The sequence below is a fragment of the Tunturiibacter empetritectus genome, from assembly GCF_014201375.1.
GTDB classification, from domain to species: domain Bacteria; phylum Acidobacteriota; class Terriglobia; order Terriglobales; family Acidobacteriaceae; genus Edaphobacter; species Edaphobacter lichenicola_D.
On the sequence record NZ_JACHDZ010000001.1, the window covers coordinates 296,564 to 320,944 of the forward strand.

Genomic DNA, 24,381 nt, shown 5'->3' on the forward strand with positions numbered 1-24,381 from the left:
ACCAGCAGGCGGCAAGCGTCTTCCCCGGCTCTTCCGAGTCACTTCCACGCCAAAAACTTTCTTGACAAGCAATAGGCCGATCCCGCAGAATCCTCAGCCGGGGAAGATTGTCGACATTTCCTCTACTTAAACGTTTGAAGTAAATGCAATACGAGCAACATTTGCCCGGATACGGCGACTTCCATCCAACCACAGCGATAAGCAAAGCATTTTCATTGTGTTGAAGCAGTCCACAAGAACTCTGCCAACACAAGCAGCAGAACGTTAGATCGACTTAAACGTTTTACAAACCAAGCAACGAAGGGCAGGACAATATGATCTACGATTCAATGACCCAGATAAGCCGCCTAGGCCAGTGCGGACGCAGAATATCTCGGGGATGGAGCAAGCCGGCATATCTGCTGGCACTTCTGGTCCTCTTCACCTCAGCCGCCTTCGCGCAGCTGACCACAGCCGACATCCTCGGAACCGTCACCGACGCCACCGGCGCTGTAGTCCCCAACGCCACCATCGTCCTCACCAACAACGGAACCAACGAGAAGCGCACCACCACCTCCAACAGCTCGGGCGACTATAACTTCACGCTCCTGCCAGTCGGACACTACTCCGTTTCGGTCAAAGCATCGGGATTCCAGACCTTTATCACCAAAGACCTGTCCGTAGAAGCAGGCGACCGCGCCCGCAACGACGTCCACCTGCTCACCGGTTCGGAGAACACCGTCGTCGAAGTAACGGCCAGCACCCCGCTCCTCCAGGCCGACAGCGCAACCGTCAGCTCCACTGTGACGGCAAAAGCCGTGCAGGATCTTCCCCTCAACGGCCGTAACTTCGTTCAGCTCGTGGGCCTCGTCCCCGGCGCCAACGAGGGAGCAGGCAACGGCCTCTCGAGCGGTGGCCGTCCCGATGATCGTCGTACCAACGCAGCCGGCCTCTCCGTCAACGGACAGGACGACTCCCTAAACAACTGGGTCGTTGACGGTATCGACGACAACGAACGCATCATCGGCACCATCGGTATCAAGCCGAACGTCGAAGGTATTCAGGAGATCACCGTCCAGACCAACAGCTACTCACCAGAGGCTGGTCGTACCGCCGGCGGCGTCATCAACCTCATCACCCGCTCTGGAACAAACGCATTCCACGGTTCGGTCTACGAGTACTTCCGCAACGACATCACCGACGCCCGTAACGTCTTCGCAACCTCCGGCAAGAAACCCGAGCTGCGTCAAAATCAGTACGGCGTCAGCATCGGCGGACCGATCTTCAGAGACAGAACCTTCTTCTACTTTGACTGGGAAGGCCTCCGGAACGTCCAGGGCGTTACCGACACCGGCACCGTACCGACAATCGACGAATACAACAACATCAACAGCATCAATGGTGGATCGCCTCAGGCTCTTTTCACCACGAACAACGGAACACTGCAGGCACATCAGGGATTGGTTACCGGCACGCCAGTGCCCATCAATCCGATTGCACTCGCCTACCTGAAGCTTTACCCGGCACCGACCAACAGCAATCTCTCGAACAACTACATCATCAGCCCGAGCAAAACGCAGAGCTACAACCTTTATGACGCTCGCGTTGACCACAGGTTCAACGACAAAAATCTGTTGTTCGGCCGTTGGTCCTACAACAAGGTCACCAGCTTCACTCCTCCCAACTTCGGAACCGTAAATGGTGTTCAGGTCTCGGGCGGAAGATACAACTTCGACGGCCCTGCATCCGACTTCGCAACACAGTTTGCATTCGGCTTCACGCACATCTTCAACCCCAGCCTGCTGGTCGACCTGCGGTTGGGCTACACCCGCATCAACAACCTCTCTCTTCCGCTCAACTATGGCATCGGCATCGATCAGAAACTCGGCTTCCCTGCCAGCATGACCAACTTCAGCCCCTTTGCTGACTCACTCACGCCCTTCGCGACCGGCCCCTTCGGCGACATCGGCGATGGTGCTTATGTTCCCCTGCAGGACATCGACAACACCTTCCAGTACTCAGGTACGCTTAGCTGGACCAAGGGCAATCACAACATCAAGGCGGGCCTCAGCCTCATTCGCCGCCAGGCTCGTAACGTCCAAAGCGCCTCTGCAGTTGGTGCATATCAGTTCAACCTTCAGAGCGACACCTTAAACGCCAATAAAGACCAGAAAACAATTCAGGACAACCAGCTGGCCTCGACTCTCCTCGGCGGCTTCAACAACCAGCAGCGTAACTTCAACATCAACGCGCCGGACTACCGCAGCTGGGAGCCAGGCGGGTTCGTTCAGGACAGCTGGAAGGTCAACCCCAAGCTGACCCTGGTCTATGGCCTTCGCTACGATGTATTCACCCCATTCACCGAAGCTCATAACCATATCTCGAACTACGACTTCCTTGACGCGCTCAGCAACCCAGCTGCTGCTACGAGCAGTGCCTTGAAGATTGCTAATGTCAACGGCGTCAACTCGCAGGTCAACCTCCCAACCGACTACGGCGATGTTGCTCCGCGCGTTGGTTTCTCCGCGCAACTCACACCCCAAACCGTCCTCCGCGGTGGCTACGGAATCAGCTACTTCCCCGGCAACTACACTTCCAACGCCGACCTGAAGAACGCACCGTTTACCTCCGTATATAACCCCTCCTGCCAATCCACCATCGCAGTCCAGCTCATTCAGTATGAGAATGGGGGCACGCTGCCCAAGGGCCAAAACGGGGACTGCGCCACTCAGGGACAACCTGGGGACTTGAGCCTGGGAATTCCACAACCCGCTGCACCCACAACAGCACAACTCGCCAATCTGGCTACGATCCCCGGTATCGGGTTCGTCGCGGAAGCGCCGAAGTTCAAGAACGCCATGATCCAGCAGTACAACCTGCAGGTTCAGCAGCAGTTCGGATCCAACGTCTTCACCATCGGCTATGTCGGCAACATTGGACAGCACCTGCCGGAATCGATTAATAACATCAACCAGGCGCTGCCATATGACCCCTTTGCTACATTGGGGAGCGCCGCCAACCCGGTAGGCGGAGCCCGTCCGCTCGATGCAGTCTTCCATGCTGCCGGAAAATACGCACCTGGCGGTATCAGCTATATCAACAGCGGCGGCATATCCAACTACAACGCTCTTCAGACCTCCTACCAGCGTCGCTTTACCAAGGGGCTGGCCTTTGATGCGAACTACACTTGGGGCAAAGCTCTGAGCGACATCACTGGCTTCTCCCAACAGGGAGGCAATCAGGGATGGAGCAACGCAAATCCGTTCAACATTCGGAAAACCGAGTATGGAATTGCAGAGCTTGATATTCAAAACCGCTTCGCTCTCGGTCTCAACTACGAACTGCAGTACGGCAAGAGCTTCACTGGTGCTAAGAAAGCCGCTCTTGGCGGATGGTCGTTCAATACCATCACCGTTTGGCAGAGTGGTAAACCGTTCACCATCACAAACACAGGCTCCGGCATCGACAATCCTGATGGAAATGGCTTCAATAACCGTGCTGTTCCACAGAACAGTGGTGGCCAGGACCGTCCAAACCAGATTGGCGATGCGCGTGGCTCGAAGTCGATCCACCACTTCTTCAACACTGCAGCCTTTCAACCTCAGGCCCTTGGAACCGTTGGAACCGCGCAGCGCAATTCGCTGTTCGGACCCAACTTCCGTCACGTAGACCTCTCGGTCTTCAAAACCTTCACCATTACCGAACGCTTCGGACTGCAGTTCCGCGCAGAGAGCTACAACATCTCGAACACGCCGAACTTCTATCTGAACAACGGACAACCGGGCGATCAGCTAGGCAACGCTAGTTTCGGATCCATCTCGCAGACCGATCCGAACTACACCGCCCGGCAGTACCAGTTTGCCCTCAAGGTACTGTTCTAACCCAACCCAACACAACCAGCCCGTCGGCGAAGAGGAACCCTCTTTGCCGACGGGCAACTTTTGCCCCTACCCGAAAATAAATCTCAAAAACCTGTCACATTTTGAGCACCACAAAAACACCATCCAAAACACCACATCCACCACGCAAAACACCACAACCACACCAGCAAAACACCACGTCTCCGACCACGATTTCCCCAAAAAACCCTTCAAAATCCGAGCTTTCACCTCTCCAAATTTTTTCTCGCGAACTTCGTTCAAAAATAATCCGCACGGAGACCACCTGACATGAATCGCCGAAGTTTTCTCGCCCAAACCTCCGCATGGGCCGCAGCCACCGCGCTCCCCAGGCTCTCCGCAGCCTCCATCCTTCCCTCCCTCGACGCCTCCGCTGAGCAAACCCCAGCCGCTGGCGAAGTCAAATTCCCAAAGGACTTCCTCTGGGGTACCGCCACCGCCGCCTATCAGGTCGAAGGTGCCTGGAATATTGACGGTAGAGGCGAAACCGTCTGGGACCGCTTCAGCCACTCTCCAGGCAACGTCAAGGGTGCCTACACCGGCGACGTCTCCTGCGACGATTACCACCGCTACCCCGGCGACATCGCCCTCATGAAGCAGATGAACATGCGCAGCTACCGCTACTCCATCGCATGGTCGCGCATCCAGCCCACCGGCGAAGGAGCCATAAATCAGAAGGGAATCGACTACTACAAGCGCCTCACCGACGCCGTCCTGGGCGCCGGAATGCGCCCTCTCGTCACCCTCTACCACTGGGATCTCCCTCAGCCTCTCGAAGACAAAGGCGGCTGGCCCAACCGCGACACCGCCGCCCGCTTCGCCGACTACACTGAGATCGCCCTCAAAGCGTTGGGCGACCGCATCCAGACCTGGGCCATCTTCAACGAGCCCTGGGTCTTCACCTACCTCGGCTACGGAACCGGAGTCCACGCCCCAGGCAAACAAGACTTCGACCTCTTCCTCAAGGCCTCCCACACCGTAAACCTCGCACAGGGAGACGCCTTCCGCGCCATCAAGGCCATCGCCCCGAAATCGAAGGTCGGCAGCGCCTTCAGCATGTCGTCCACAACTCCCGCAACCTCCTCGCCGGAAGACGCAGCCGCCGCCAAACGCTTCGACGCCTTCAACAACGTCTGGTTCCTCGAAACTGCCTTACGCGGTCGCTATCCCGAAGCCTTCGTCCACGGTGTTCCTCTCGAGGCCATGGGAGTTCAAAGTGGCGACGACAAGCGTATGACCGCACCCCTCGACTACATCGGCGTCAACTATTACTTCCGCCAAATAGTCGCCAATCTCAAAACACCCGCCCCCACCAAGCCCACTTACGACGCGATGGGCTTCGATCACTACAACGGAAAAGAAGGCACCCTCACCGACTTTGGCTGGGAGGTCTATCCACGCGGCATGTACGAGATCGTGCAGCGTGTCTCGCAGGACTACAAACTCCCCATCGAGATCACCGAAAACGGCTGCTCCTACGGCGACTATCCCGATGCCAACGGCCGCGTCAACGACGTTCGACGAATTCACTACTACCGCGAGCACCTCCGCGAACTCGCCCGCGCCATTCACGACGGAGCAGACGTCCGTGGCTATCACTCCTGGTCCATCCTCGACAACTTCGAGTGGGGCGAGGGGTACACCCAACGCTTCGGCATGGTCTTCGTGGACTTCCCCACCCAGCGCCGCTTCATGAAGGACTCGGCAAAGTGGTACGCCCGAGTCGCCGCCACCAACACCATCGAAGCCACAGCCGCGACGACCTAACCAGCAACGAACGGAGCGCAGAGCAACGAACGGGGCGCAGAGGGTAAGCGATAATACCTCTGTGCCTCCGTCCGATCTTTCTCCCTCCGAAGAGTACAAGCAGCGCCAGCAAGCCCGCGAGCAGCAGGTTGCGCACTTCGAGAGACTGCATCGACGCTTTGGAAATATCCGCCTCCTCGTAGTCATCGCAATCCTCATCGCCGCCTGGCTCTCTCTCCATAACGACGTCTTTTCCCCGTGGTGGCTGCTGGCAGGTCCCGTAGTATTCCTCGCGCTAGCTATCCTTCACGCCAGAGTGCTACGCCGTCGAGCCTGCGCCGAACGCGCCGTAGACTTCTATCGCAAGGGCCTCGCCCGCATCGAAGACCGCTGGAACGGCACTGGCCAAACCGGCGAGCGCATCGACACCCACGCCAGCCTCTACGCCACCGATCTCGACCTCTTCGGCCCCGGCAGTCTCTTCGAATTTCTCTCGCTCGCCCGCACCCGCATGGGCGAAGACACCCTCGCCTCGTGGCTCCTCTCTCCATCCCCCGTCGCCGACATCAAGCAACGCCACGCCGCACTCACTGAACTTCGCACCCGCCTCGATCTCCGCGAAGACATAGCCATCCTTGGAGAAGATCTCAAGGTGGGCATCCACGCAGACGCCCTCACGCACTGGGCTGAGGCGCCCAATCAGCTCAAACATCAGGCTCTCCGCTGGCTCTCTCTCCTCATCTCTCTCGCATCGATAGCCTCCGTCGTCTTCTGGGCGCAACGCGGAGAAAAAACTCCTTTCTTTCTCATCCTCATCGTGGCAAGCGTCGTCACCGCATCGCTTCGCAAGCAAACCGCGGCAGTCCTTCAATCCACCGAGCACGCCCTCAAAGATCTGCAACTCCTCTCATCCCTCCTTGCCCGCCTCGAACGCGAAAACTTCGAATCCCCACGTCTGCAGACTCTCAAGCAGCAGCTCTCCTCGCATCACCTCGCCGACTCTCAAGCCATCGCCCGCCTGCGCACCATCGTGGAGTACATCAACGCCCTCGAAAACCCCATCCTGCGCTTCCTCAACGTGCCACTCCTCTACGGCGTCCAGGTCGCCTACGCAGCCGAGGCCTGGCGCAGCGCCCACGGAACCGCAGTGCGCTCCTGGCTTGCGGCAATCGGCGAAGCCGAAGCGCTTCTCTCCCTCTCCGCCTACACCTACGAGCATCCCGCCGACCCCTTCCCCGAGTTCGTCGCAAGTCTCGAACACATCCCAGTTCCCCCCTGCTTCATCGCCGAACAACTCGGCCACCCGCTCATCCCCGCCGCAAAGTGCGTTCGCAACAACGTCAGCGTCTGCGGCGAAACCCGTGTCCTGCTCATCAGCGGCTCCAACATGTCCGGCAAAAGCACCCTCATGCGCGCCGTCGGCATCAACACAGTCCTCGCCATGGCTGGCGCTCCCGTCCGCGCCGCAAGATTGCAACTCACGCCGCTACAAATAGGCGCAAGCATCCTTATCAACGACTCGCTCCAGGAGGGCAGCTCCCGCTTCTACGCCGAGATCACGCGTCTCCGCCAGATCTGCGACCTCGCCGAAAAAAATCCCCCCGTCCTCTTCCTCCTCGACGAGCTCCTCCAGGGCACAAACTCCAAAGACCGCCTCATCGGAGCCGAAGGCGTAGTCCGCGCCCTCCTCGACAGCGGCGCCATCGGCCTCATCAGCACCCACGATCTAGCCCTCACCAACATCGGCGAACAGCGCGACCCCCGCCTTCACAATGTGCATCTTCAGGACGAAATCGAAGACGGAAAGATGAGCTTCGACTTCAAGTTGCACGAGGGCGTCGTCACCAAGAGCAACGGCATCGAGCTCATGCGCCTCATAGGCCTCAAAGTATGAGGCCATCATCCCCCGACCAACGGGAGGACCAAGCGAAGCGGTATACATGTCACGAAGTGACCGCTTCCCGCGCAGGGAGCCCGTCCGGCAGGACAGCGTCTTTGGGAGCGTTGACGAACTGAACGCCCATTCAGTATCCTTCTCGCGTCGGAGCAACGCTCTTTTCCCGAAGCGATCCTTCAAAGAGTCAAACCGAAAAGTCAAACCACACGAGACACAGGATAAGGTAGAGATGACATGCGCATACTGACCTACATTCGGCAGGTCCTCGACGCCGAAGAGAGCGTGCACATCGCGAACAACGCCGTCGCGCTCGAAAACAGCAAGCTCGTCATGGACACCATGGACGAGTACGGCGTCGAAGAGGCACTGCGCCTCCGCGAAAGCGGCATCGAAGCCGAGGTTATCGCCATAGCCGTAGGCCCTGCCCGCGTGCAGGACGCCCTCCGCACCGCCCTCGCCATGGGTGCCGACCGCGCCATCCACGTCGAAACCGATGTCCGACTAGACGCCATCGCACTCAGCAAAGTCCTCGCCCAGCTGGCCAGGCAGGAAGAAGCAACTCTCATCCTCTCCGGCGGTCAGCAGGCCGACTGGGACTCGCACGCCCTCGCCGCCGCCACCGCCGAGCGCCTCAACTGGCCGCAGGTCACCTGGACCAGCGCCCTCGCGCTCGCAGGCACCACCCTCACCGGCAAGCACGACGCTGACGAAGGCAGCGAGTCCTTCACACTCGAGCTCCCCGCGGTCGTCACCACCCAGCAGGGGCTCAACGAGCCGCGCTATCCCACGCTCCCCAACATCATGAAGTCGAAGAAAAAAGAGCTGCGCAAAGAGTCTCTCGACCAATTCGACGCAGCGCCAAAGCTGAAGTTCGTTAGCGCCGAGATACAGGTCAAAAATCGCCTCAACAAAATCCTCGATGGCAAAGACGCTCCCGCTGCCGCCGCGCAACTGGTGGATCTTCTCCGCAACGAAGCAAGGGTGATCGCATGATTCTCGTCGTCGTGGAGTACGTCAACGGCAAAGTAAGCAAGAGTACCTGGGAGATGATCACCGCCGCTCGCGAGTCAGGCCGCGAAGCTCCAGTCACCGCTCTAGTCCTCGGTAGCAACATCGCAGCAATAGCCGCTGAAATAGCCAAAGCCGTCGATCAGGTTCTCGTCGCCGATCTCCCAGCGCTCGCCCAATACGACCCCGAACTCTGGTCCGCCGCCGTCGCGCAGATCGCCACCGAAGGCGAAGCCTCTCTCGTTCTCATCGGCGGCAGCCGCAGCGGTCGCGAGTACAGCCCACGCGTAGCCATCAAACTCGACGCGCCCCTACTCGAAGACGTCATCACCCTTAAAGCCACCGGCGACACCATCACCGCGCAACACTACACCTTCCTCGCCCGCGTCACAGAAACCATCGAAACCACCACACCCATCGCCGTAGTCACAGTCAAACCCGGCGTCTTCAACCCCGCAACACCAAAGGCCGAAGCAGCCGAACAGTTTGACGTAGACCTCAACCTTCCCACGCCGCGCCTCAAGGTCACCGGCAAGACCGCCGAGCGCAGCTCCCGCATCTCGCTCGCCGAAGCCGAGATCGTCGTCTCCGGCGGCCGCGGCGTAGGCAGCGCGGAAGGCTTCACCCAGTACGTCGAAGCCCTCGCCGACCAGCTCGGCGCCGCAGTCGGAGCCACCCGCGCCATCGTCGATGCAGGCTGGCGCCCCTACTCCGAGCAAGTCGGCCAGACAGGCAAAACCGTCCAACCCAAGACCTACATTGCCATCGGAATCTCCGGCGCGGTCCAACATCTCTCTGGCATGAACAAGAGCAAAACCATCGTAGCTATCAACCGCGACGCCGAAGCCCCCATCTTCAAAATCGCCGACTACGGCATCATCGGCGACGTAACCCAGCTAGTCCCCGCCATCCTCAACGAACTCAAAAAATAACCACTGAGTTCAAGCAAGCACTATTCTCGTCTCAAGAATCTTGCATCTAGGTACCCCAAGGCTTTAGCCTTGGGTCTCTCAATCCGCCATTAACGTGGGGCTTTGGCCCCTAAGGTATGTCTTCCTCATCGCGTAATTCGCATCAACGCATGGAAAGATCCAACGCTCGTAGAAACGACGCACAGATCGTCATCACAAGCACTAGACGACCGACTCAAGCCCAATGCTTCCATTCCCCCAGAAGATCGCCTTCCTCCTCTTCGCCGCCGTCACCCTCGTACTGGGCTTCCACGGCTTCTATCGCCTCTACCTCCGCATTCGTCGAGGCACCACAGACCCCGAACCCCGCTTCAATCATCTTCCGCGCCGCCTCATCTACGCCCTCACCACCACCCTCACCCAGCAGCGCACCTTCAAGAAGCGCCCCACCATCGGCCTCTTCCACTCCTTCATCTTTTACGGCTTCGTCTTCTACGGCCTTGTCAACCTCGTCGACGCCGCCGAAGGCTACCTTCCCGCATCTTCCGGCTCTACAAGTTTCTCCTCCAATGTTCCCGGCCTCACTCATGCGTTCCTCTACACCGTCCTCGCAACCTACAGCTTCCTCGCCGACCTCCTAAGCTTCCTCGTCCTCCTCGGCGTCGTCGCGCTGGTCATCCGCCGCTTCGCCCTCCCCAGCCGTACCGACTTCCGCTTCAACCCCCGCACCCTCCTCCACAAAGACGTCAAGCATCAAAAGATCACCCGCGACTCCCTCATCGTCTCCGCCTTCATCCTCTTCCACGTCGGCAGCCGAGCCATCGGAGCCGGAGCCAAGATCGCAGCCGTTGGTCCCAGTCCGCTCGAGCCCTTTGCCACCCTGCTCTCCCATCTCTTCACCCCCGCCAACGCCGAATCCTTCCGCATCTTCGGCTACTGGGGAGCGCTCGGCTCCGTCCTTGCCTTCCTCGTCTACTTCCCCTACACCAAACACATTCACATCTTCATGGCCCCGGCGAAGTACCTCGTCGCCCGCGAACCCTCCTCCGGCGTCCTTCCCCTCGCAGCCCTCAACCTCGAAACCGAAGACGAAACCAAAACCCAAACCCAAACCATCGGAGCCGCCAAACTAGAAGACCTCGCCTGGCCCCGCCTCCTCGACGCCTACGCCTGCATCCAGTGCAACCGCTGCCAGGACGTCTGCCCCGCCACCGCCACCGGCAAATCTCTCTCTCCCGCCGCGCTCGAGATCAACAAGCGCATGGAGCTCAACGACCTCGCCGCCGAACGAAGCCCCTTCGCCTTCACCTCCGCGCCCTTCGAAAAAAACTCTCCCAGCCCCCACCCGCTCCTCAAATTCGCACTTACCCCCGAAGCCGCGTGGGCTTGCACCACCTGTGGAGCCTGCATGGAGGTCTGCCCCACGCAAAACGAGCAGATGCTCGACATCATCGACATCCGCCGCAACCAGGTCATGATCGAAGGCGAGTTCCCCTCGCAGCTCCAGTCTGCCTTCCGCGGCATGGAGCGCGCCCAAAATCCCTGGGGCATCAACCACGAGCAGCGCCTCGCCTGGGCCGACGGCCTCAACGTCAAGACCACCGACGAGAACCCCACACCCGACGTCCTCTACTGGGTTGGCTGCGCCGCCAGCTACGATCCCCAGGCCCAAAAGACCGCCCGAGCCTTCGTCGAACTCCTCACCCACGCCGAGGTCAACTTCGCCGTCCTCGGAAAAAAAGAGTGCTGCACCGGCGACAGCGCCCGCCGCGCCGGCAACGAGTACCTCTACCGCCAGCTAGCCGACAAGAACGTCTCCACCCTCAACACCGTCCAGCCCAAACTCATCGTAGCCAGCTGTCCCCACTGCATGAACTCCATCGGCAAAGAGTACAAACAGATCGGCGGCGACTACAAGGTGATGCACCATACCGAGTACCTCGAAACCCTCGTAGCCACCAAAAAACTCACCGCCACGCCCAGCGACGCGACCATCACCTACCACGACCCCTGCTACCTCGGCCGCCACAACGGCGTCTACGAAGCCCCCCGCAACCTCCTCAACATCCTCTCCAACTCCACCCCCGAGCTTCCCCGCAACCGCGAAAACTCCTTCTGCTGCGGAGCCGGCGGAGCCCAGTTCTGGAAGGAAGAGGAAGAAGGCAACGAGCGCATCTCCGACAACCGCTTCCGCGAAGCCCAGCAGACCCTCGCCCCCGCCACAGGAGAAAAGGTCCTCGCCGTAGGCTGTCCCTTCTGCAAGAGCATGCTCGGCAGCACCCCCACCAAAGCCGACTCCGAAGACATCGCCATCAAAGACGTAGCCGAACTCCTCCTCGAAGGCGTCCGCCGCAGCAAAGGCCTCCCCACCGCCGTCACTCCGCCGCGAAGCGAAGCCACCCCCGCCACCTCTTTACCTTTACCCACACTCGAACCCGCGATCATCACCCCCATCGCGGCGCAACCTCCCGTAGTCGATACCCATCCTCCAGAGACTCCTCCAGCCGCCACTCCTTCCGTCGAACGCAAAAAATGGCAACCGAAATCGGCACCAACTCAGCCCGCCGAGAATTCCCCCATCGTGGCTCCGCTCACCCAACAGGTTCCATCGACCGCCCCAGTTCAAACGCAACCCAGTCTCGAGCGCAAGTGGCAGCCTAAAACGATAACAACGTCTCTACCGGAACCAGCAAGCGATCAAACTCCAACCCCTGCGATCGCGCCAATCCAACAATCAACCGCTGCCGCGCCTGCACCCGAATCCGCTTCCATTCAGGAAGTTCAACCCCCACCGCCCGAACGCAAAAAATGGCAGCCAAAGTCCGCTCCTCCCGTCGCCGTCCCTGAATCGGCACCCACCACAACAGCGGAATCAGAGACTCCCGCAACTCCTGCCGCCGCCCCGGCCCGCAAAAAGTGGATCCCAAAGAAGTCCAGCTAAACTACCGCCCAGCCTTCACCCAATCCGCCACCCTCCGCAGCATATCCTTCGCCTGCGGCAAAAACGGAAACTCATTCGCCGAAGCCGCAAACCCATGGTTCATCCCCTGCGCAAACACATGGGTAACCTCCACCCCCTCAGCCTCCATCCGCCGAGCGTAAGCCTGCCCCTCATCCCGCAGCACGTCATACTCCGCCGTCACCACAAAAGCCCTCGGCAACCCCGCCAGCGAACCCGCCAGCAGCGGCGCTACCCGAAAGTCCGCCGCCTCGCTCTTGCCCTTCAAATAGTGATCCCAAAACCAGATCATCCCCTTCCGCGTCAGCCCATACCCCTCGGCATTCTCCAGGTACGAGGCCGTCGGCGGATCATAGTAAGCCGCAGCCGGGTAGAGCAGAATCTGCCCCGCCAGCCTGCCCACTCCCCTATCCCGCAGCAGCAAAGCCACCACCGTAGCCAGCGTTCCCCCAGCGCTATCGCCTCCCACCATTACCCGCGAACCATCCCCACCCAGCTCCCCGGCATGCGCCAGCACCCACTCCGTCGCGGCCACGCAATCCTCCAGCCCCGCCGGGAACTTATGCTCCGGAGCCAGCCTGAAGTCCACCGAGACCACCACCACTCCAGCCTCTTTCGCCAGCGCCCGGCAGTACGGATCATGCGTCTCAAGCGTCCCCGCCACCCACCCTCCTCCATGAAAGAACACCACCACCGGCAACACGCCATCCCCTTCCGGCGTAAAAACCCGCACACCAATCTCTCGCCCCGCCGCAGCGACCGTCCCAGCAGCGATCGCCCCAGCAGCGATCCTTCGAGCAGAGATCATCCGATCCGCCACCCTCACATCGGCGTACTCCGGCATCGGCACAAACCGAGCCATCATCTCCGCTCTCTCCGCCCGAGTCTCCTCCGGTGTCTGCTGCTCAACCGGCGGCCGGCCCAGCGCCTTCCCCGCGTCCAAAATCGTCCGTAGCTTTCCATCCAGTGGCATAGACCCATCTTATCGCCGCCCCCACGTGATAATCCTTACCTATGCACCTTGCCTGGAAGCTCTGTCCTGCCGGACGGGCCCACTGCGCGTGGAGCGATCACTTCGTGATGTGTATACCGGCTTCGCCCGGGCCTTCCAATGGTCGGCACGAGATCTCTTCGCGACCAACGGGAGCGCCAACCGAAGGGGTACACAAGTCACGAAGTGACCGCCGCCCGCGCAGGGCGCCCCGTCCGGCGGGACAGAAATCTTTCATGAAATATCTTAAAGAAAGCGAGAATCCAGCCGATAGAGTCAGCAAGGCCTAGTTCTGGTAGGTCAAAAGCTCCAGTTTCACCGGATCCAACCCGGAGTTGACCATCCGCAGCTGCCTCGCGGCACCAAGAGACAGATCGATCACCCTGCCCGGGAACAGCGCCCCCCGGTCGGTGATCGTCACCACAACCGACCGATGGTTTCGCAGATCTGTCACCTTCACCTTGCTGCCAAACGGAAGCGTCTTGTGCGCCGCCGTCATCTCGTTCATGTCGAAGATCCGTCCACTGGCCGTCCGGCGTCCCTGCCACATCTCGCCGTACCAGCTCGCCAACCCGCTCTTGATCCGAGTCAAAACCGTCCGCCGGGGGACCGTTACCGTGTTCACAATCTCTGAGGTGGTGACCTCATGCATCACCGGTACAGGGTCCGTAGCTCGAGCCGATGCCGGAGTAGCGTTATCCGTCGCAAAGGCTGACAGAACGACCATCGCCGCCAAAGTACAGGCGGTCCGAGCCCTTCCTGTCATGATTGCGGTACGTTCGTTTCCGGGTCTCTGTTCCATCCCTTAAGTATAAGAAAAACAACACTTAAAGGGTATTTTTAATACACAAAAATGTGGCCCGGTTCACCATACCCAGACCCCTTTGTCAACCTTTTTCGGGGTTGCCTGAGGCTCCAAAAAGGTGCAGAAAAATTCCCATTTTGGCAACTCAACGTTACAAAGGGGTTAACCCCAGCCCTCCAGAGGGGGATCGTTCCTCCCAGTACACCCGTCCTTTGCATTTTTTTTGTCCCTTCGCCCCAAGCAGCCTCACGAAACGGATCTGCCCGAAGGCCACCTCCGCCATGAGAGCATAGCTGGCAATCCGCCCTGGGTTCACTTTGCCACTGACAGCCACGATCTTGAGTATCGCCTGCATTGCTTGCGATGAAGGCGACCTACGCGGGTCATGGTGGAAATCGAAGGATGGAAGAACATACCTCGTCGTAGCAGATGACGATGGAGGGCAATGCGGAGGGATACGCGTTGATGGTAAGCCTTGGATTCATCCTATCGGAGAAATCCGCACTGATAGAACCCGGCCATCACCGTATCTCTTGCGGTGGAGAACTCGAATTCGATGTTCCGAGCGGGTTCGTATACAAGTTTCGCTACTGGGGGCCGTAGCAGATCGTTTCGTACTCCACATAAGCCCGAATCGTTCCCCGTTCCTGAAGGGTCTCCCTATTTGCTCTTCTGCTGTTGCCGGTAGTACCGGCGCGCCTTCTCCCGGTTGCCGCAGTCCTTCATGTCACACCAGCGTCTGCGTCTCCCTCGGCTCTCGTCGAGAAAGAGCCATCCGCAAAGGCCGCCTCCACAGATACCGATCCGACCCGACCTCCGGGAACAGAACAAAGACAACGCCTCGCCCGCCAGGATCGCCCGCAGCTCCATCGAAGCGAACTGCGGATCAGGCCGCCAATGGAGTCCTCCACCCTCACTCACAACCATCGGTTTCGGCGCGTTCGCCTCTTCGCGAATAGCCACCAGATCGTCTTCCGCAACCGGATCCCCCAGGGCAAGCGTCAGCCCCACATGGTAGATCTCCTCGCGAAGCTCCCAAACCTCATCGATAGGCGACGGAGAGTCCACCAGTTCGCCGTACAACTCAGGCTCGATCAACCCCACCTGAACCGTCCACCGGACAAACGCCTCCCAGTCCGGAAGCAGCTCCTCAGACTGTTCGGCCAGGTGCTGGGCCGCGGTATTGCAAAAGTCGAGCGCAAAATGGCCCCCCACCTGGGAAGCGACAGGCTCCCGAAGTGCAGCCCTCACAGCAACATCGCTATGACGATCCCACATAGGCAAACCCCCGCTCTCTATCGACCGTCTACATCGATGCGAGATCTTTATACCACCTAACCGGTTAGACAGCCAAGTCGCATGACAACAGAAACTTACGCTCTCAGAGGTCGCGAGCCATCTTTCTTCGCGACCAACGGGAGAGACAACCGAAGGGGTATACAAGTCACGAAGTGACCGCCGCCCGCGCAGGGCGCACTTTAAGAAGGCCCGATCAAAAACGACCTCTTTCAAAACAGTTCCGCTAGTCGCGAAGACCACGACCGCTCCCGTGGGCGGAGCTGTTGCCTCTCGCTTCTCTTGTTGTCATCCCGTCAGGGATCTGCTGTTGTCTTGTCTTCGCCTTACTCTTACCGCGCCCCGCCCTTGCCGTCATCCTGGGCGCAGCGAAGGATCCCGAAGGTCTCCACCATCTACAGCCTTCCGAACCTTTCCACCTAAAAAAAGTTCAACCTAAACGACTCATTCTATTTGGCTTATTATCGATAAAACTTATCGATGCGTTTTCTACCCAAAAATCGCATGTCAAGCCAAAAATCGCATAACCCAATTCATTTCAATACATTACGCTTGGCGTATAAGTTACGTGCCAATCACTATAATGGGTATATAGACAAAGAAGTCCCGGCTCTTGAGCCCGGGGCACCCTCTCTTTCAAGAGGCTGATTCAACTAAAGAACTGCGATTTGACGCCGATAACCGAATCTCGCTGCAACCATTGTCCCGCAAGAGAGGTCAAATGCAAAGGGCAACGGTTTAGTGCGAAAAATGGCCTATACGACAAAAGTTCCTTTGTATTTTTCCATATATAGGTTACAAATATCCCACTCGTTGAAACGACGATGGAACAGAATCAGGAAGGACCTCCAATGACAGTTGCGATCCAAGCTCAGAGGGGCCAGGCTCGATCAATCGCCATTAGTCCGTGTTCGACACCTGCCAAAGAAACCGCAAGTGACAAATTAGCGCGATACAGGAACGCGTCCAAATCCATGTCACGTGATCAACGCGGTACGGATGCAGAGGTCAACAAGGACGCCGCCAAGCATTACAAGGGATGGCAGGACCTCCGGAAGCAGGCGACCCGTAAAGCGTGATCAATGCTTTCTTGTCTGCTGGATTTGGTCTTAGTCCCGGAGATGTAGTGACCGTAAGCGATTCCCACATTAAGTTCCCACTGAATCTTGTGAGGAAGGCGCACGAGCGACGGTTCTGCTTGGTGCTGTCAAACGATCTGATCTGTCAGAAGTCAGACATTATTCTCATGGCTCCAATGACGAGTGATACGACCTTCAAATCGATGTCTCAGCTCGAATTCGCACCATCTGTCAGCAACGGATTACTGCGAAATAGTCGTGTGCTTTTAGATCAAATCCAGCCGATGAAGAAGTCGGAGATTCTAGAGAAGATGGGTAGGCTCTCGTTGACTGAATGGGAATTGGTCATGACTCAGATCGTCTGGAATTTTGACAGGGCATAGAATTTCCTGGCTAACTAATTGATAACAAGTATTTTAGGAACAAGCCATCTACTATCTATACTTTGCAGACACTACCCCTCTGCAAAGTACTGAATAGAATGACTTTACCGCCAAGATACCCCCGCGGGGGAGGGGGTACCCAAGAGGCATAGAACCCGGAAGTTCAGCAGGAAAGGAGCTATACAAACACCAGGCACTGCGGCCGCGACAGAGGGAAACTCTTCCCCGAATCCGTCAGCTTACCCGTCTTCCCATCGCGTGCCAGCACCGAGAGTGTGTCAGATTCCTGATTGGCGACCAGCAGCCACTTGCCACTTGGATCAAGTGCAAGATGACGTGGAACCTTGCCCCCGCAAGCGATCCGGTCCACCACAGTCAGCTTGCCATCGGAGGGCGAGATGGCAAAGGTGACCACAATATCGTCGAAGCGGTCGGTCGCATAGGCATACCGGCCCTCCCGGTCGATCGCAATATCGTCTCCGCTGGTCTCGCCCTGGAAGTCAGTAGGCCGCATCACGATCTCCTGCACGGTCTCGAGCGCTCCACGCTCCGAGTCCCAACGCAGCACCACCACCGAGGACGTCATCTCGGTAACGCAGTACGCAACCCTGCCGTTCGGATGAAACCGCAGCGCCCGCGGTCCCGCTCCCGCAGCCGACCGCCACGCCACCGGCTCATTTGGAACAAGCTTCGCCGTAGACGCATCCAGCCGATAGAGGTGAATCGTATCCAGCCCCAGGTCGTTGACCAGCAGGAACCGGTTATCAGGCGACACCGTCACCCGATGGGTGTGCGGAGCCTCCTGCCGCTCCTTATTCGGTCCCTGTCCGCTGTACTGAAAGAACGAAACCGCTGGGCTCAACGCGCCGCCCGCTCCAACCGCGAACGAAGCCGCACTGCCCCCGCCGTAGTTCGCCGCAAACGCAGCCTTGCCCGTCCGATCGAAGGCGACATGGCAGGTTCCTCCTCCGCCGGAGGCCACCTGGCTGACTTTGGATAACCGCGTCCTGGTGCGGTCCAGCGTAAAAGTCGACACCGCGCCGCCGTTCTTGCCCTCGAACTTATCCAGTTCATTCGCCACCAGGACGGTCCTCCCATCAGGAGCCAGCGCCAGAAACGTAGGATTCTCCGCCTCAGCCGCCAGGCCAAGCGCCGTCAAATCTCCCGTCGACGGTGCAAAGGAGTACGAATAGATACCCTTGCTCGAGCCAGAGGTCTGAGTCCCGACCAGCAGCCGGCCCCCATCCTTTCCCGCCGCAAACCCAGCCCTCCCCACCACCGACAAAGCTGCCGAACCGAAGATAAATCTACGTCGATTAAGCCGATTAATCTGTCTCAAATGTCAGCTCCTTTTTCCTCTCATCCACAATAGCGCGATTTGCAGATAGTCTGTTTCCAACGGCGTCGTGTCGTTTCACCCTCAACAGCCAGACAGCCGCCTCCAGGGAAGCCAGTAAAAGTGCCTCAAGGCTCGAACTCCTCCTCCAACTCGCCTTTCCCTCTCCTCCGCGGCCGCATCATCGTCTCCTGTCAGGCCGCAGAAGGCGATCCGCTGGACGATCTAGACACCCTCACCCGAATCGCAATCTCGGTTCTGCGCGGCGGAGCAGGCGGTCTCCGCGCCGAAGGCACAACGCGCATCGCCGCCTTCCGCGCCCTCACCGAACTCCCCATCATTGGGATCATCAAGACCTGCGACGCCAACGGAGATCTCTACATCACCCCCGACTTCCGCTCCGCCAAGGCCGTCACTGACGCTGGAGCCGACATCGTCGCCCTTGACTGCACCGCCCGTCGCCTCACCGCGCCCGAACCCTGGCCAGAACTCATTCACCGCATCCACACCGAGCTTGGTCGTCCAGTCCTCGCCGACATCGCCTCCCTGGAAGATGCCCTCGCCGCCGAACGAGCCGGAGCCGACGCCATCGCCACCACCCTCTACGGCTACACAACCGAGACTGCCGGCATCCGCTCTCCGTCCTGGCCCTTGCTCCAATCCCTGGTGGCGCACTTGACAGTCCCCGTGCTCTTGGAAGGCCACGTCACCCACCCCACGGAGGCCCTCCAGGCACTGGACATGGGGGCCACCGCCGTTGTCATCGGCTCCGCCATCACCCGCCCCGAAACAATCACGAGTCGGTTTGTCCAAGCGGCCAGGCGAACGGACATTCAATCTTCAAGCAAGTAATCCATTGAAGCAGTATAGTCATCTAGACATACAAAGCAGTTCGCGCAAGAACAGGGGATTGAAATGGCGCTTGGAGTCGCGGGAGAAGGCTCGATCACCACGGTCGAGGCAAGCAGCAGAAACTACACCGTTCCGCTTATGCTGATGGTCTCTTTGTACTTTGGCATCGGCTTCATCACCGCGCTGAACGACATCCTGGTCCCTCACTTCAAAGATCTCTTCCACCTCACCAACGTCACGGCGCTGCTGGTCCAGTTCTGCTTCTTCGGAGCGTACTTCGTTATGTCTCTGCCGTCAGGATGGATCGTTGGCAGGATCGGCTACAAGTCAGGTATTGTCGTCGCACTGTCCGTGATGGGGCTTGGCCTGCTTCTCTTTCTTCCTGCCTCCGTCATCATCTTCTATCCACTCTTCCTCTTCGCTCTGTTCGTCGTTGGTAGCGGACTCGCGCTTCTCCAGGTAGCCATTAATCCCTACGTTGGCGCATTGGGACCTCCAGAGACTGCGGCTTCCCGGCTAAATCTGGCTGGCTTCTTCAACTCGATTGCTACAACTTCCGCTCCCCGAGTTGGCGCCGCCTTTATCTTCATAGCCGCCGGTGCCTCGACGGCGCAACTCGCCCACTCTGTGCGGAAGCCCTACCTCATTCTCGCAATCTGCGCCTTTGCCATGGCAGTCATCACAGCCTTCGTGCAGTTGCCCGACGTCATTGAAAGAGGCGGTTCCAAATCCGGTACTGATGGCAGCGCATGGAGCTTCAGCCATCTAAGGCTGGGTGCGCTCGCGATCTTCTTCTATGTAGGAGCCGAGGTTGCCATTGGAAGCATCATGATCACCTATCTTGGCCAGCCATCGATGGGGGGCTTGAGCCACGAGGTCGCCGCGCGATACGTCTCCTACTATTGGGGGCTATCTCTGATAGGCCGCTTTGTCGGGTACTTCGCGATGCAACGGATTCGAGCTCAAAGGGCACTTGCCGTTGTCTCACTTATTGCTGCTGTCCTCATCACCCTCACGGTTGCAGCACACGGACACATTGCAATGTGGGCCGTAGTTTTTTGTGGCCTGTGTAACTCGGTCATGTGGCCTTGCATCTTCCCGCTGGCGGTAAAGGGAATGGGAAGATTCACAAGCCAAGGCTCAGGAATTCTAATCACCATGGTCGTTGGGGGAGCAGTCATCCCTGAGATTCAGGGTTTTCTCGCCGATACGCTCGGCTATCAGCACAGCTTCGCGATTGTTCTGCTCTGCTACGCTTACATCTTCTTCTTCGCGATCAGAGGGCATCGCAATCTGAACTCAGCCGATGCGTTGTCTTCTCAAAGCGCCGCTCTTATTCAATAGTCGTGGTCGGGACACGAATGGAAGCTCGATAGCGGTCACCGCGGTATCGAGAGCACGCAACCTCGATTGGCGTCTCTTCGGTCGTCATGATTGTCCGCGAGATGGAAAGGATGCTCGCCTTTTTGGGGATTGTAAGTAAGTCGGATTCTTCGCGAGTTGCGGGCAGTGCCTCGATCACCTCATCGGCCCACGCGACACGCACACCGAACGTCTCGCGAAGCACAAAGTAGAGAGACTGCCTGGCGAAGTTGATCTTCTCGAGACCTGGAAATTGTTTTAACGGAATGTGTGATATTTCAAGCGCCATCGGAATCCCATCGGCCAAACGTAGTCGTCGCAGCCGCATCACAACTTCACCTGTCTCGACCTTCAATTGCTCCGCGAGTTCTGCTGTAGCCTTTACGACCGTCTGCTCGATTAGTTTTGAGCTTGGGACCATACCGAGATGCTTCATATCTTCGGTAAAGCCACGCAGATGCATGATGTTCTTCTCAAGTTTAGGTCGGGTGACAAACGTGCCGCGGCCTTTCTGGCTGATGGCGAATCCACTGGTCTTCAACCCATGCAGCGCTTGCCGTGCCGTCATTCGGCTCACCTGGTAGATTCGTGCCAGTTCCTCTTCCGAAGCCAGGGGGTCCCCCGTTGAAAGTTCTCCCGAGTGAATCTTTTCCATGAGTGCCCGCTGAATCTGGTAATACAGCGGTATGAAACCGCTTTTATCCAGAGGACGTATTGTTGAAACAGGCTGACTTTGAGGCTTCGGCACTCTATCTCCTGAGACGTTCCGACATCAGCGTCGAATGCTCACAAACATGCGAGATGGCGGTTTCAGCCAGCATCTTGCAGACACACAATGTCGAATTAATTCGCGTCCCTTGTCTTTTTAGTCCTATCCCGGTTCTGTTGTCTATACACATCTTGTCAAAAACGGGTAGCAGTAAGTGGTCAATCCATCGAGCGGTTTTGCCTGCGCAAGAATGAGTAACTCAGCTCAAGCAATCATCGATCTTCCTGACAAGAAGGTTTGTATGACCCCGGCCGACGGTGATAGTACGGTGATATTGGCCGCGCGACCCTCTTCCAGGCTGCCCCAACTGTCATCGATGCCCATTAGTCGAGAAGGGTTTCGCGAGGCGGCGGCGACAGCGGTCTCCAGGTTTGCGCCGGTAAAGTTCATGAGGTTCTGTACTCCGCGGTCAAGAGTCAATACGCTGCCCGCAAGAACGCCATCGGAGGTGCAACGCCCGTCATGTACCTCCACCTTCATATCGCCCAGCATGTAAGTCCCATCTGGCATTCCGGTGGCACTCATGCCATCGGTCACCAGAATGATGCGGTCCCTCTCTTTGGCTTTGAAGAAGAGCCGGACCATCAAGGGGTCTACATGAATGCCATCACAGATGATCTCGGCAAACAGGGAGCGCTTATCCAGCACATAGGCCGCCAGTCCAGGCTCTCGATGATCGATAGCCCGCATTGCATTGAACGTATGGGTTGCGGAACGCGCTCCAGCTACAAAGGCCGCCTCCGCCTCGCATACCCTGGCGTCGCTGTGTCCCATGCTGCAACGAACTCCCAGGGCAGTTGCGTGCGCGATCAATTCAGCCGCTCCGGGCAACTCAGGAGCAATCGTCATAAGGCGAATCTGGCCCTCTGCTGCCTGCCAGAAACGGTCGAACAGTGAGACAGAGGGCACTTCCAGCAGAGCCTCCGTATGTACGCCACGTTTTAGATGAGAGAGAAACGGCCCTTCGAGATGTATCCCCAAGGGGGTAGCACCATGGTCGGCAGCCTCCGCCCACCGTCTGATCTCAGCCGCAAGTCCCGTCAATGAGCGTAGAGTCTCATCCGTCGGAGACGTCACTGTAGTTGGAAAGTATGCCCCTACGCCGCGGCTCGAAAGGTAGAATCCAATCGCTTTCAGCGCCTTAGAGTCGGCTTCCATGACGTCGTGTCCAGCGCAACCATGAATATGTATGTCGACATACGTTGGCACCAGAGTGGCCTCACAAAAGCTATATGTTGCCTGCACCCGTTCGTAAGCGGCGGCGTTCAGACTCTCTATCTGGCTGATGCGACCATCTTCTATTGTTACCAGCGGGTACTCAACCACCAAGTCCGAATTTATGAGTCTCCGCGCCGCTATCGTACTAGTCATTGCTGCCCTTTCGTCGGCTTCACGTTGAACGCAAGCTCTAGTTAATCATGTTCTGAACCTTCGCGCGGACCTGGTGAAGGCGATAAGCCTTGGATACCAACATTCGTAAACAAGCACTATCCTCCACACTGCAAATCCAGTATAGTCGTACATACAAGTCTAACGTTGGAAAGATTTCCTTCAGGGCGAAGTAATCTCTCTATGGTGCGCGGTCGGCATAAGCTTGATTTAAGATGCGCCTCGCGAGTCATCGAGTGCACATTTACCGTCTTCAACGGGTCAGTTGCTCCGGAGAACTGCCCCACAATCGTCAACGCAGCCAAAAAGCCATTGGGTGCCAAAAGCAGATGACAGAACCGACGCTCATTCCGCAGAAGCTTGTGACATTTCCTCACGCCATGCTGCGCGAGATCTACGAGCAACCCCAGGCTCTCGCCGCGACTATCGAGCAATATGTTCCAGGCGGCGTCTCAACAGCAGAGACGTTTCAACCGGTTGTCGATGCCATCGGAGGGCGAGAGCGGCTGGTTATTGCCGCCAGTGGATCTAGCCGGCACGCGGGTCTTGCCGGTGAAATCATGCTTGAAGATCTGGCTGGAATCTCAGTCGACGTCGAATACGCCAGTGAATATACCTATCGCTCAACGCATACGCTGCATAACCCCGGCGTCGTCGTTATCTCTCAGTCCGGGGAGACGGCCGATACATTAGCCGCTCTGCGAGAAGCCCACGCCCGGGGACTTGCCACTGTCGCAATCACCAATAATGCTCATTCCAGCATGGCAACCGAGGCGAGCGCCTCAATGCCAACTCTTGCTGGTGTTGAGAAGGCCATTCCGGCAACGAAGAGCTTTACCACGCAGCTTGCGGTACTCTACTCTCTCGCTCTTCACCTGGCTCGCGTTCGTGGTCGCATGACGCTCCAGGCTGCCGAGGCGCACGGCCGCCAGCTTCAGGAGATTCCCGGTCTCCTTCAAGCCGCATTGCCGGAATGGCAGAGACAGATTGAAGCGTTGACGCCTCAGTTGGCAAGCTCTCGAACGCTGCTTTACCTTGGTCGTGGTGCACACTATGCGATCGCCCGAGAAGGTGCGCTCAAGCTTAAGGAGTCCGCATATTTGAATGCAGAAGGATATCCCTCTGGCGAACTGAAACATGGCCCCAATGCTCTCGTGAGCAAGGACTCTCCGCTCATCATGATTGCTACCGCCGACTCTGGCGATCCTGACTCTCTGCTGCGCTACTCCAAGGTCCTACAGCTGATGAAGGATATGCGGACACAAGGTGCAAGAATTATTGCCTTGGCGACCGAAGGCGATCAGGAGGTCCCTCAGTACAGCGACTCCTGCCTCTTTATTCCCGCCAGCAACGATCTACTCTCGACCATCTTAGAGGTCGTTCCATTTCAACTGCTTGCCTACTCCTTGGCGATCAGCCGTGGCATCGATGTCGATCGGCCTAGAAACCTGGTCAAGGCCGTCATAGCGGAGTAATTCTCGGACAAACCGTTCCGCTTCAATCCACTGGTAGTCCTACGTGCATTTGAAATAATTTCTAGCTTTATACTCCCGACCTTCGCCCTATGTGGCGACGCTGAACCGTGTCTCTTTATATAAATCCATCCTAACCACTACATATGGGTCGTTTAACTGGTCTTCAAGCAAGCCCTCTGCCATTCCCTCTCTATTGAATCTTCTGACTACACCCAGCGAGACTAGGGCCAAACGAGCCGCCGCCG

17 protein-coding genes are annotated in these 24,381 nt (G+C 58.0%); 10 read left to right on the forward strand and 7 right to left on the reverse strand.

Annotated features, from left to right (window positions below):
- The first annotated feature begins 329 nt into the window (after positions 1-329).
- Positions 330-3,860, forward strand: a complete 3,531-nt coding sequence (locus tag HDF10_RS01400) for a TonB-dependent receptor (protein ID WP_183811438.1) — start codon at positions 330-332, stop codon at positions 3,858-3,860.
- 94 nt (positions 3,861-3,954) lie between these two features.
- On the opposite strand, the gene HDF10_RS01405 is transcribed toward HDF10_RS01400, so the two are convergent.
- Positions 3,955-4,134 (reverse strand): hypothetical protein, encoded by a 180-nt coding sequence (locus HDF10_RS01405; protein WP_183809750.1) that lies wholly within the window; start codon positions 4,132-4,134, stop codon positions 3,955-3,957.
- Between the two features lie 14 nt (positions 4,135-4,148).
- Between HDF10_RS01405 and HDF10_RS01410 the strand changes: the two genes are divergently transcribed.
- The 5 genes from HDF10_RS01410 to HDF10_RS01430 all read left to right on the forward strand — a co-directional run bounded on the left by HDF10_RS01410 (position 4,149) and on the right by HDF10_RS01430 (position 12,381).
- Positions 4,149-5,645: a GH1 family beta-glucosidase gene (locus HDF10_RS01410; RefSeq protein WP_183809752.1), complete on the forward strand. Its 1,497-nt coding sequence runs from the start codon at positions 4,149-4,151 to the stop codon at positions 5,643-5,645.
- A 61-nt stretch (positions 5,646-5,706) separates the two neighbouring features.
- The gene (locus tag HDF10_RS01415) at positions 5,707-7,518 is read left to right on the forward strand and encodes a MutS-related protein (RefSeq protein WP_183809754.1); all 1,812 of its coding nucleotides are present in this window, start codon (positions 5,707-5,709) and stop codon (positions 7,516-7,518) included.
- Between the two features lie 237 nt (positions 7,519-7,755).
- Positions 7,756-8,514: an electron transfer flavoprotein subunit beta/FixA family protein gene (locus tag HDF10_RS01420; protein WP_183809756.1), complete on the forward strand. Its 759-nt coding sequence runs from the start codon at positions 7,756-7,758 to the stop codon at positions 8,512-8,514.
- On the forward strand, positions 8,511-9,461 hold the full coding sequence (locus tag HDF10_RS01425) for an electron transfer flavoprotein subunit alpha/FixB family protein (protein ID WP_183809758.1): 951 nt from the start codon (positions 8,511-8,513) through the stop codon (positions 9,459-9,461). The genes HDF10_RS01420 and HDF10_RS01425 overlap by 4 nt, the downstream gene beginning before the upstream one ends.
- Before the next feature lie 223 nt (positions 9,462-9,684).
- Positions 9,685-12,381: a (Fe-S)-binding protein gene (locus HDF10_RS01430; protein ID WP_183809760.1), complete on the forward strand. Its 2,697-nt coding sequence runs from the start codon at positions 9,685-9,687 to the stop codon at positions 12,379-12,381.
- A 1-nt stretch (position 12,382) separates the two neighbouring features.
- Here HDF10_RS01430 and HDF10_RS01435 read toward each other — a convergent pair whose 3' ends face one another.
- The 3 genes from HDF10_RS01435 to HDF10_RS01445 form a co-directional block, all read right to left on the reverse strand.
- Positions 12,383-13,372, reverse strand: a complete 990-nt coding sequence (locus tag HDF10_RS01435; RefSeq protein WP_183809762.1) for an alpha/beta hydrolase — start codon at positions 13,370-13,372, stop codon at positions 12,383-12,385.
- A 304-nt stretch (positions 13,373-13,676) separates the two neighbouring features.
- On the reverse strand, positions 13,677-14,156 hold the full coding sequence (locus HDF10_RS01440; RefSeq protein ID WP_221271351.1) for a septal ring lytic transglycosylase RlpA family protein: 480 nt from the start codon (positions 14,154-14,156) through the stop codon (positions 13,677-13,679).
- Between the two features lie 699 nt (positions 14,157-14,855).
- Positions 14,856-15,473, reverse strand: a complete 618-nt coding sequence (locus HDF10_RS01445) for a CGNR zinc finger domain-containing protein (RefSeq protein WP_183809774.1) — start codon at positions 15,471-15,473, stop codon at positions 14,856-14,858.
- Between the two features lie 1,186 nt (positions 15,474-16,659).
- Between HDF10_RS01445 and HDF10_RS21305 the strand changes: the two genes are divergently transcribed.
- On the forward strand, positions 16,660-16,953 hold the full coding sequence (locus HDF10_RS21305; protein WP_406705784.1) for a type II toxin-antitoxin system PemK/MazF family toxin: 294 nt from the start codon (positions 16,660-16,662) through the stop codon (positions 16,951-16,953).
- A 178-nt stretch (positions 16,954-17,131) separates the two neighbouring features.
- Here HDF10_RS21305 and HDF10_RS01455 read toward each other — a convergent pair whose 3' ends face one another.
- A complete protein-coding gene (locus tag HDF10_RS01455) occupies positions 17,132-18,292 on the reverse strand; it encodes a lactonase family protein (RefSeq protein WP_221271353.1) in 1,161 nt (386 codons plus the stop codon).
- A 120-nt stretch (positions 18,293-18,412) separates the two neighbouring features.
- Between HDF10_RS01455 and HDF10_RS01460 the strand changes: the two genes are divergently transcribed.
- Together HDF10_RS01460 and HDF10_RS01465 are read left to right on the forward strand one after the other, a co-directional pair.
- Positions 18,413-19,141: an N-acetylmannosamine-6-phosphate 2-epimerase gene (locus HDF10_RS01460; RefSeq protein WP_183809778.1), complete on the forward strand. Its 729-nt coding sequence runs from the start codon at positions 18,413-18,415 to the stop codon at positions 19,139-19,141.
- A gap of 63 nt (positions 19,142-19,204) precedes the next feature.
- Positions 19,205-20,485, forward strand: a complete 1,281-nt coding sequence (locus tag HDF10_RS01465; protein WP_183809780.1) for a sugar MFS transporter — start codon at positions 19,205-19,207, stop codon at positions 20,483-20,485.
- On the opposite strand, the gene HDF10_RS01470 is transcribed toward HDF10_RS01465, so the two are convergent.
- Together HDF10_RS01470 and nagA are read right to left on the reverse strand one after the other, a co-directional pair.
- Complete coding sequence (locus HDF10_RS01470) at positions 20,475-21,251, reverse strand: GntR family transcriptional regulator (protein ID WP_183764547.1); 777 nt, start codon at positions 21,249-21,251, stop codon at positions 20,475-20,477. The two genes, HDF10_RS01465 and HDF10_RS01470, sit on opposite strands and share 11 nt — an antisense overlap.
- Positions 21,252-21,476: 225 nt before the next feature.
- Complete coding sequence (nagA, locus tag HDF10_RS01475; RefSeq protein ID WP_183809782.1) at positions 21,477-22,643, reverse strand: N-acetylglucosamine-6-phosphate deacetylase; 1,167 nt, start codon at positions 22,641-22,643, stop codon at positions 21,477-21,479.
- A gap of 347 nt (positions 22,644-22,990) precedes the next feature.
- Between nagA and HDF10_RS01480 the strand changes: the two genes are divergently transcribed.
- Positions 22,991-24,136 (forward strand): SIS domain-containing protein, encoded by a 1,146-nt coding sequence (locus HDF10_RS01480; RefSeq protein ID WP_183809784.1) that lies wholly within the window; start codon positions 22,991-22,993, stop codon positions 24,134-24,136.
- Positions 24,137-24,381 lie beyond the last annotated feature (245 nt).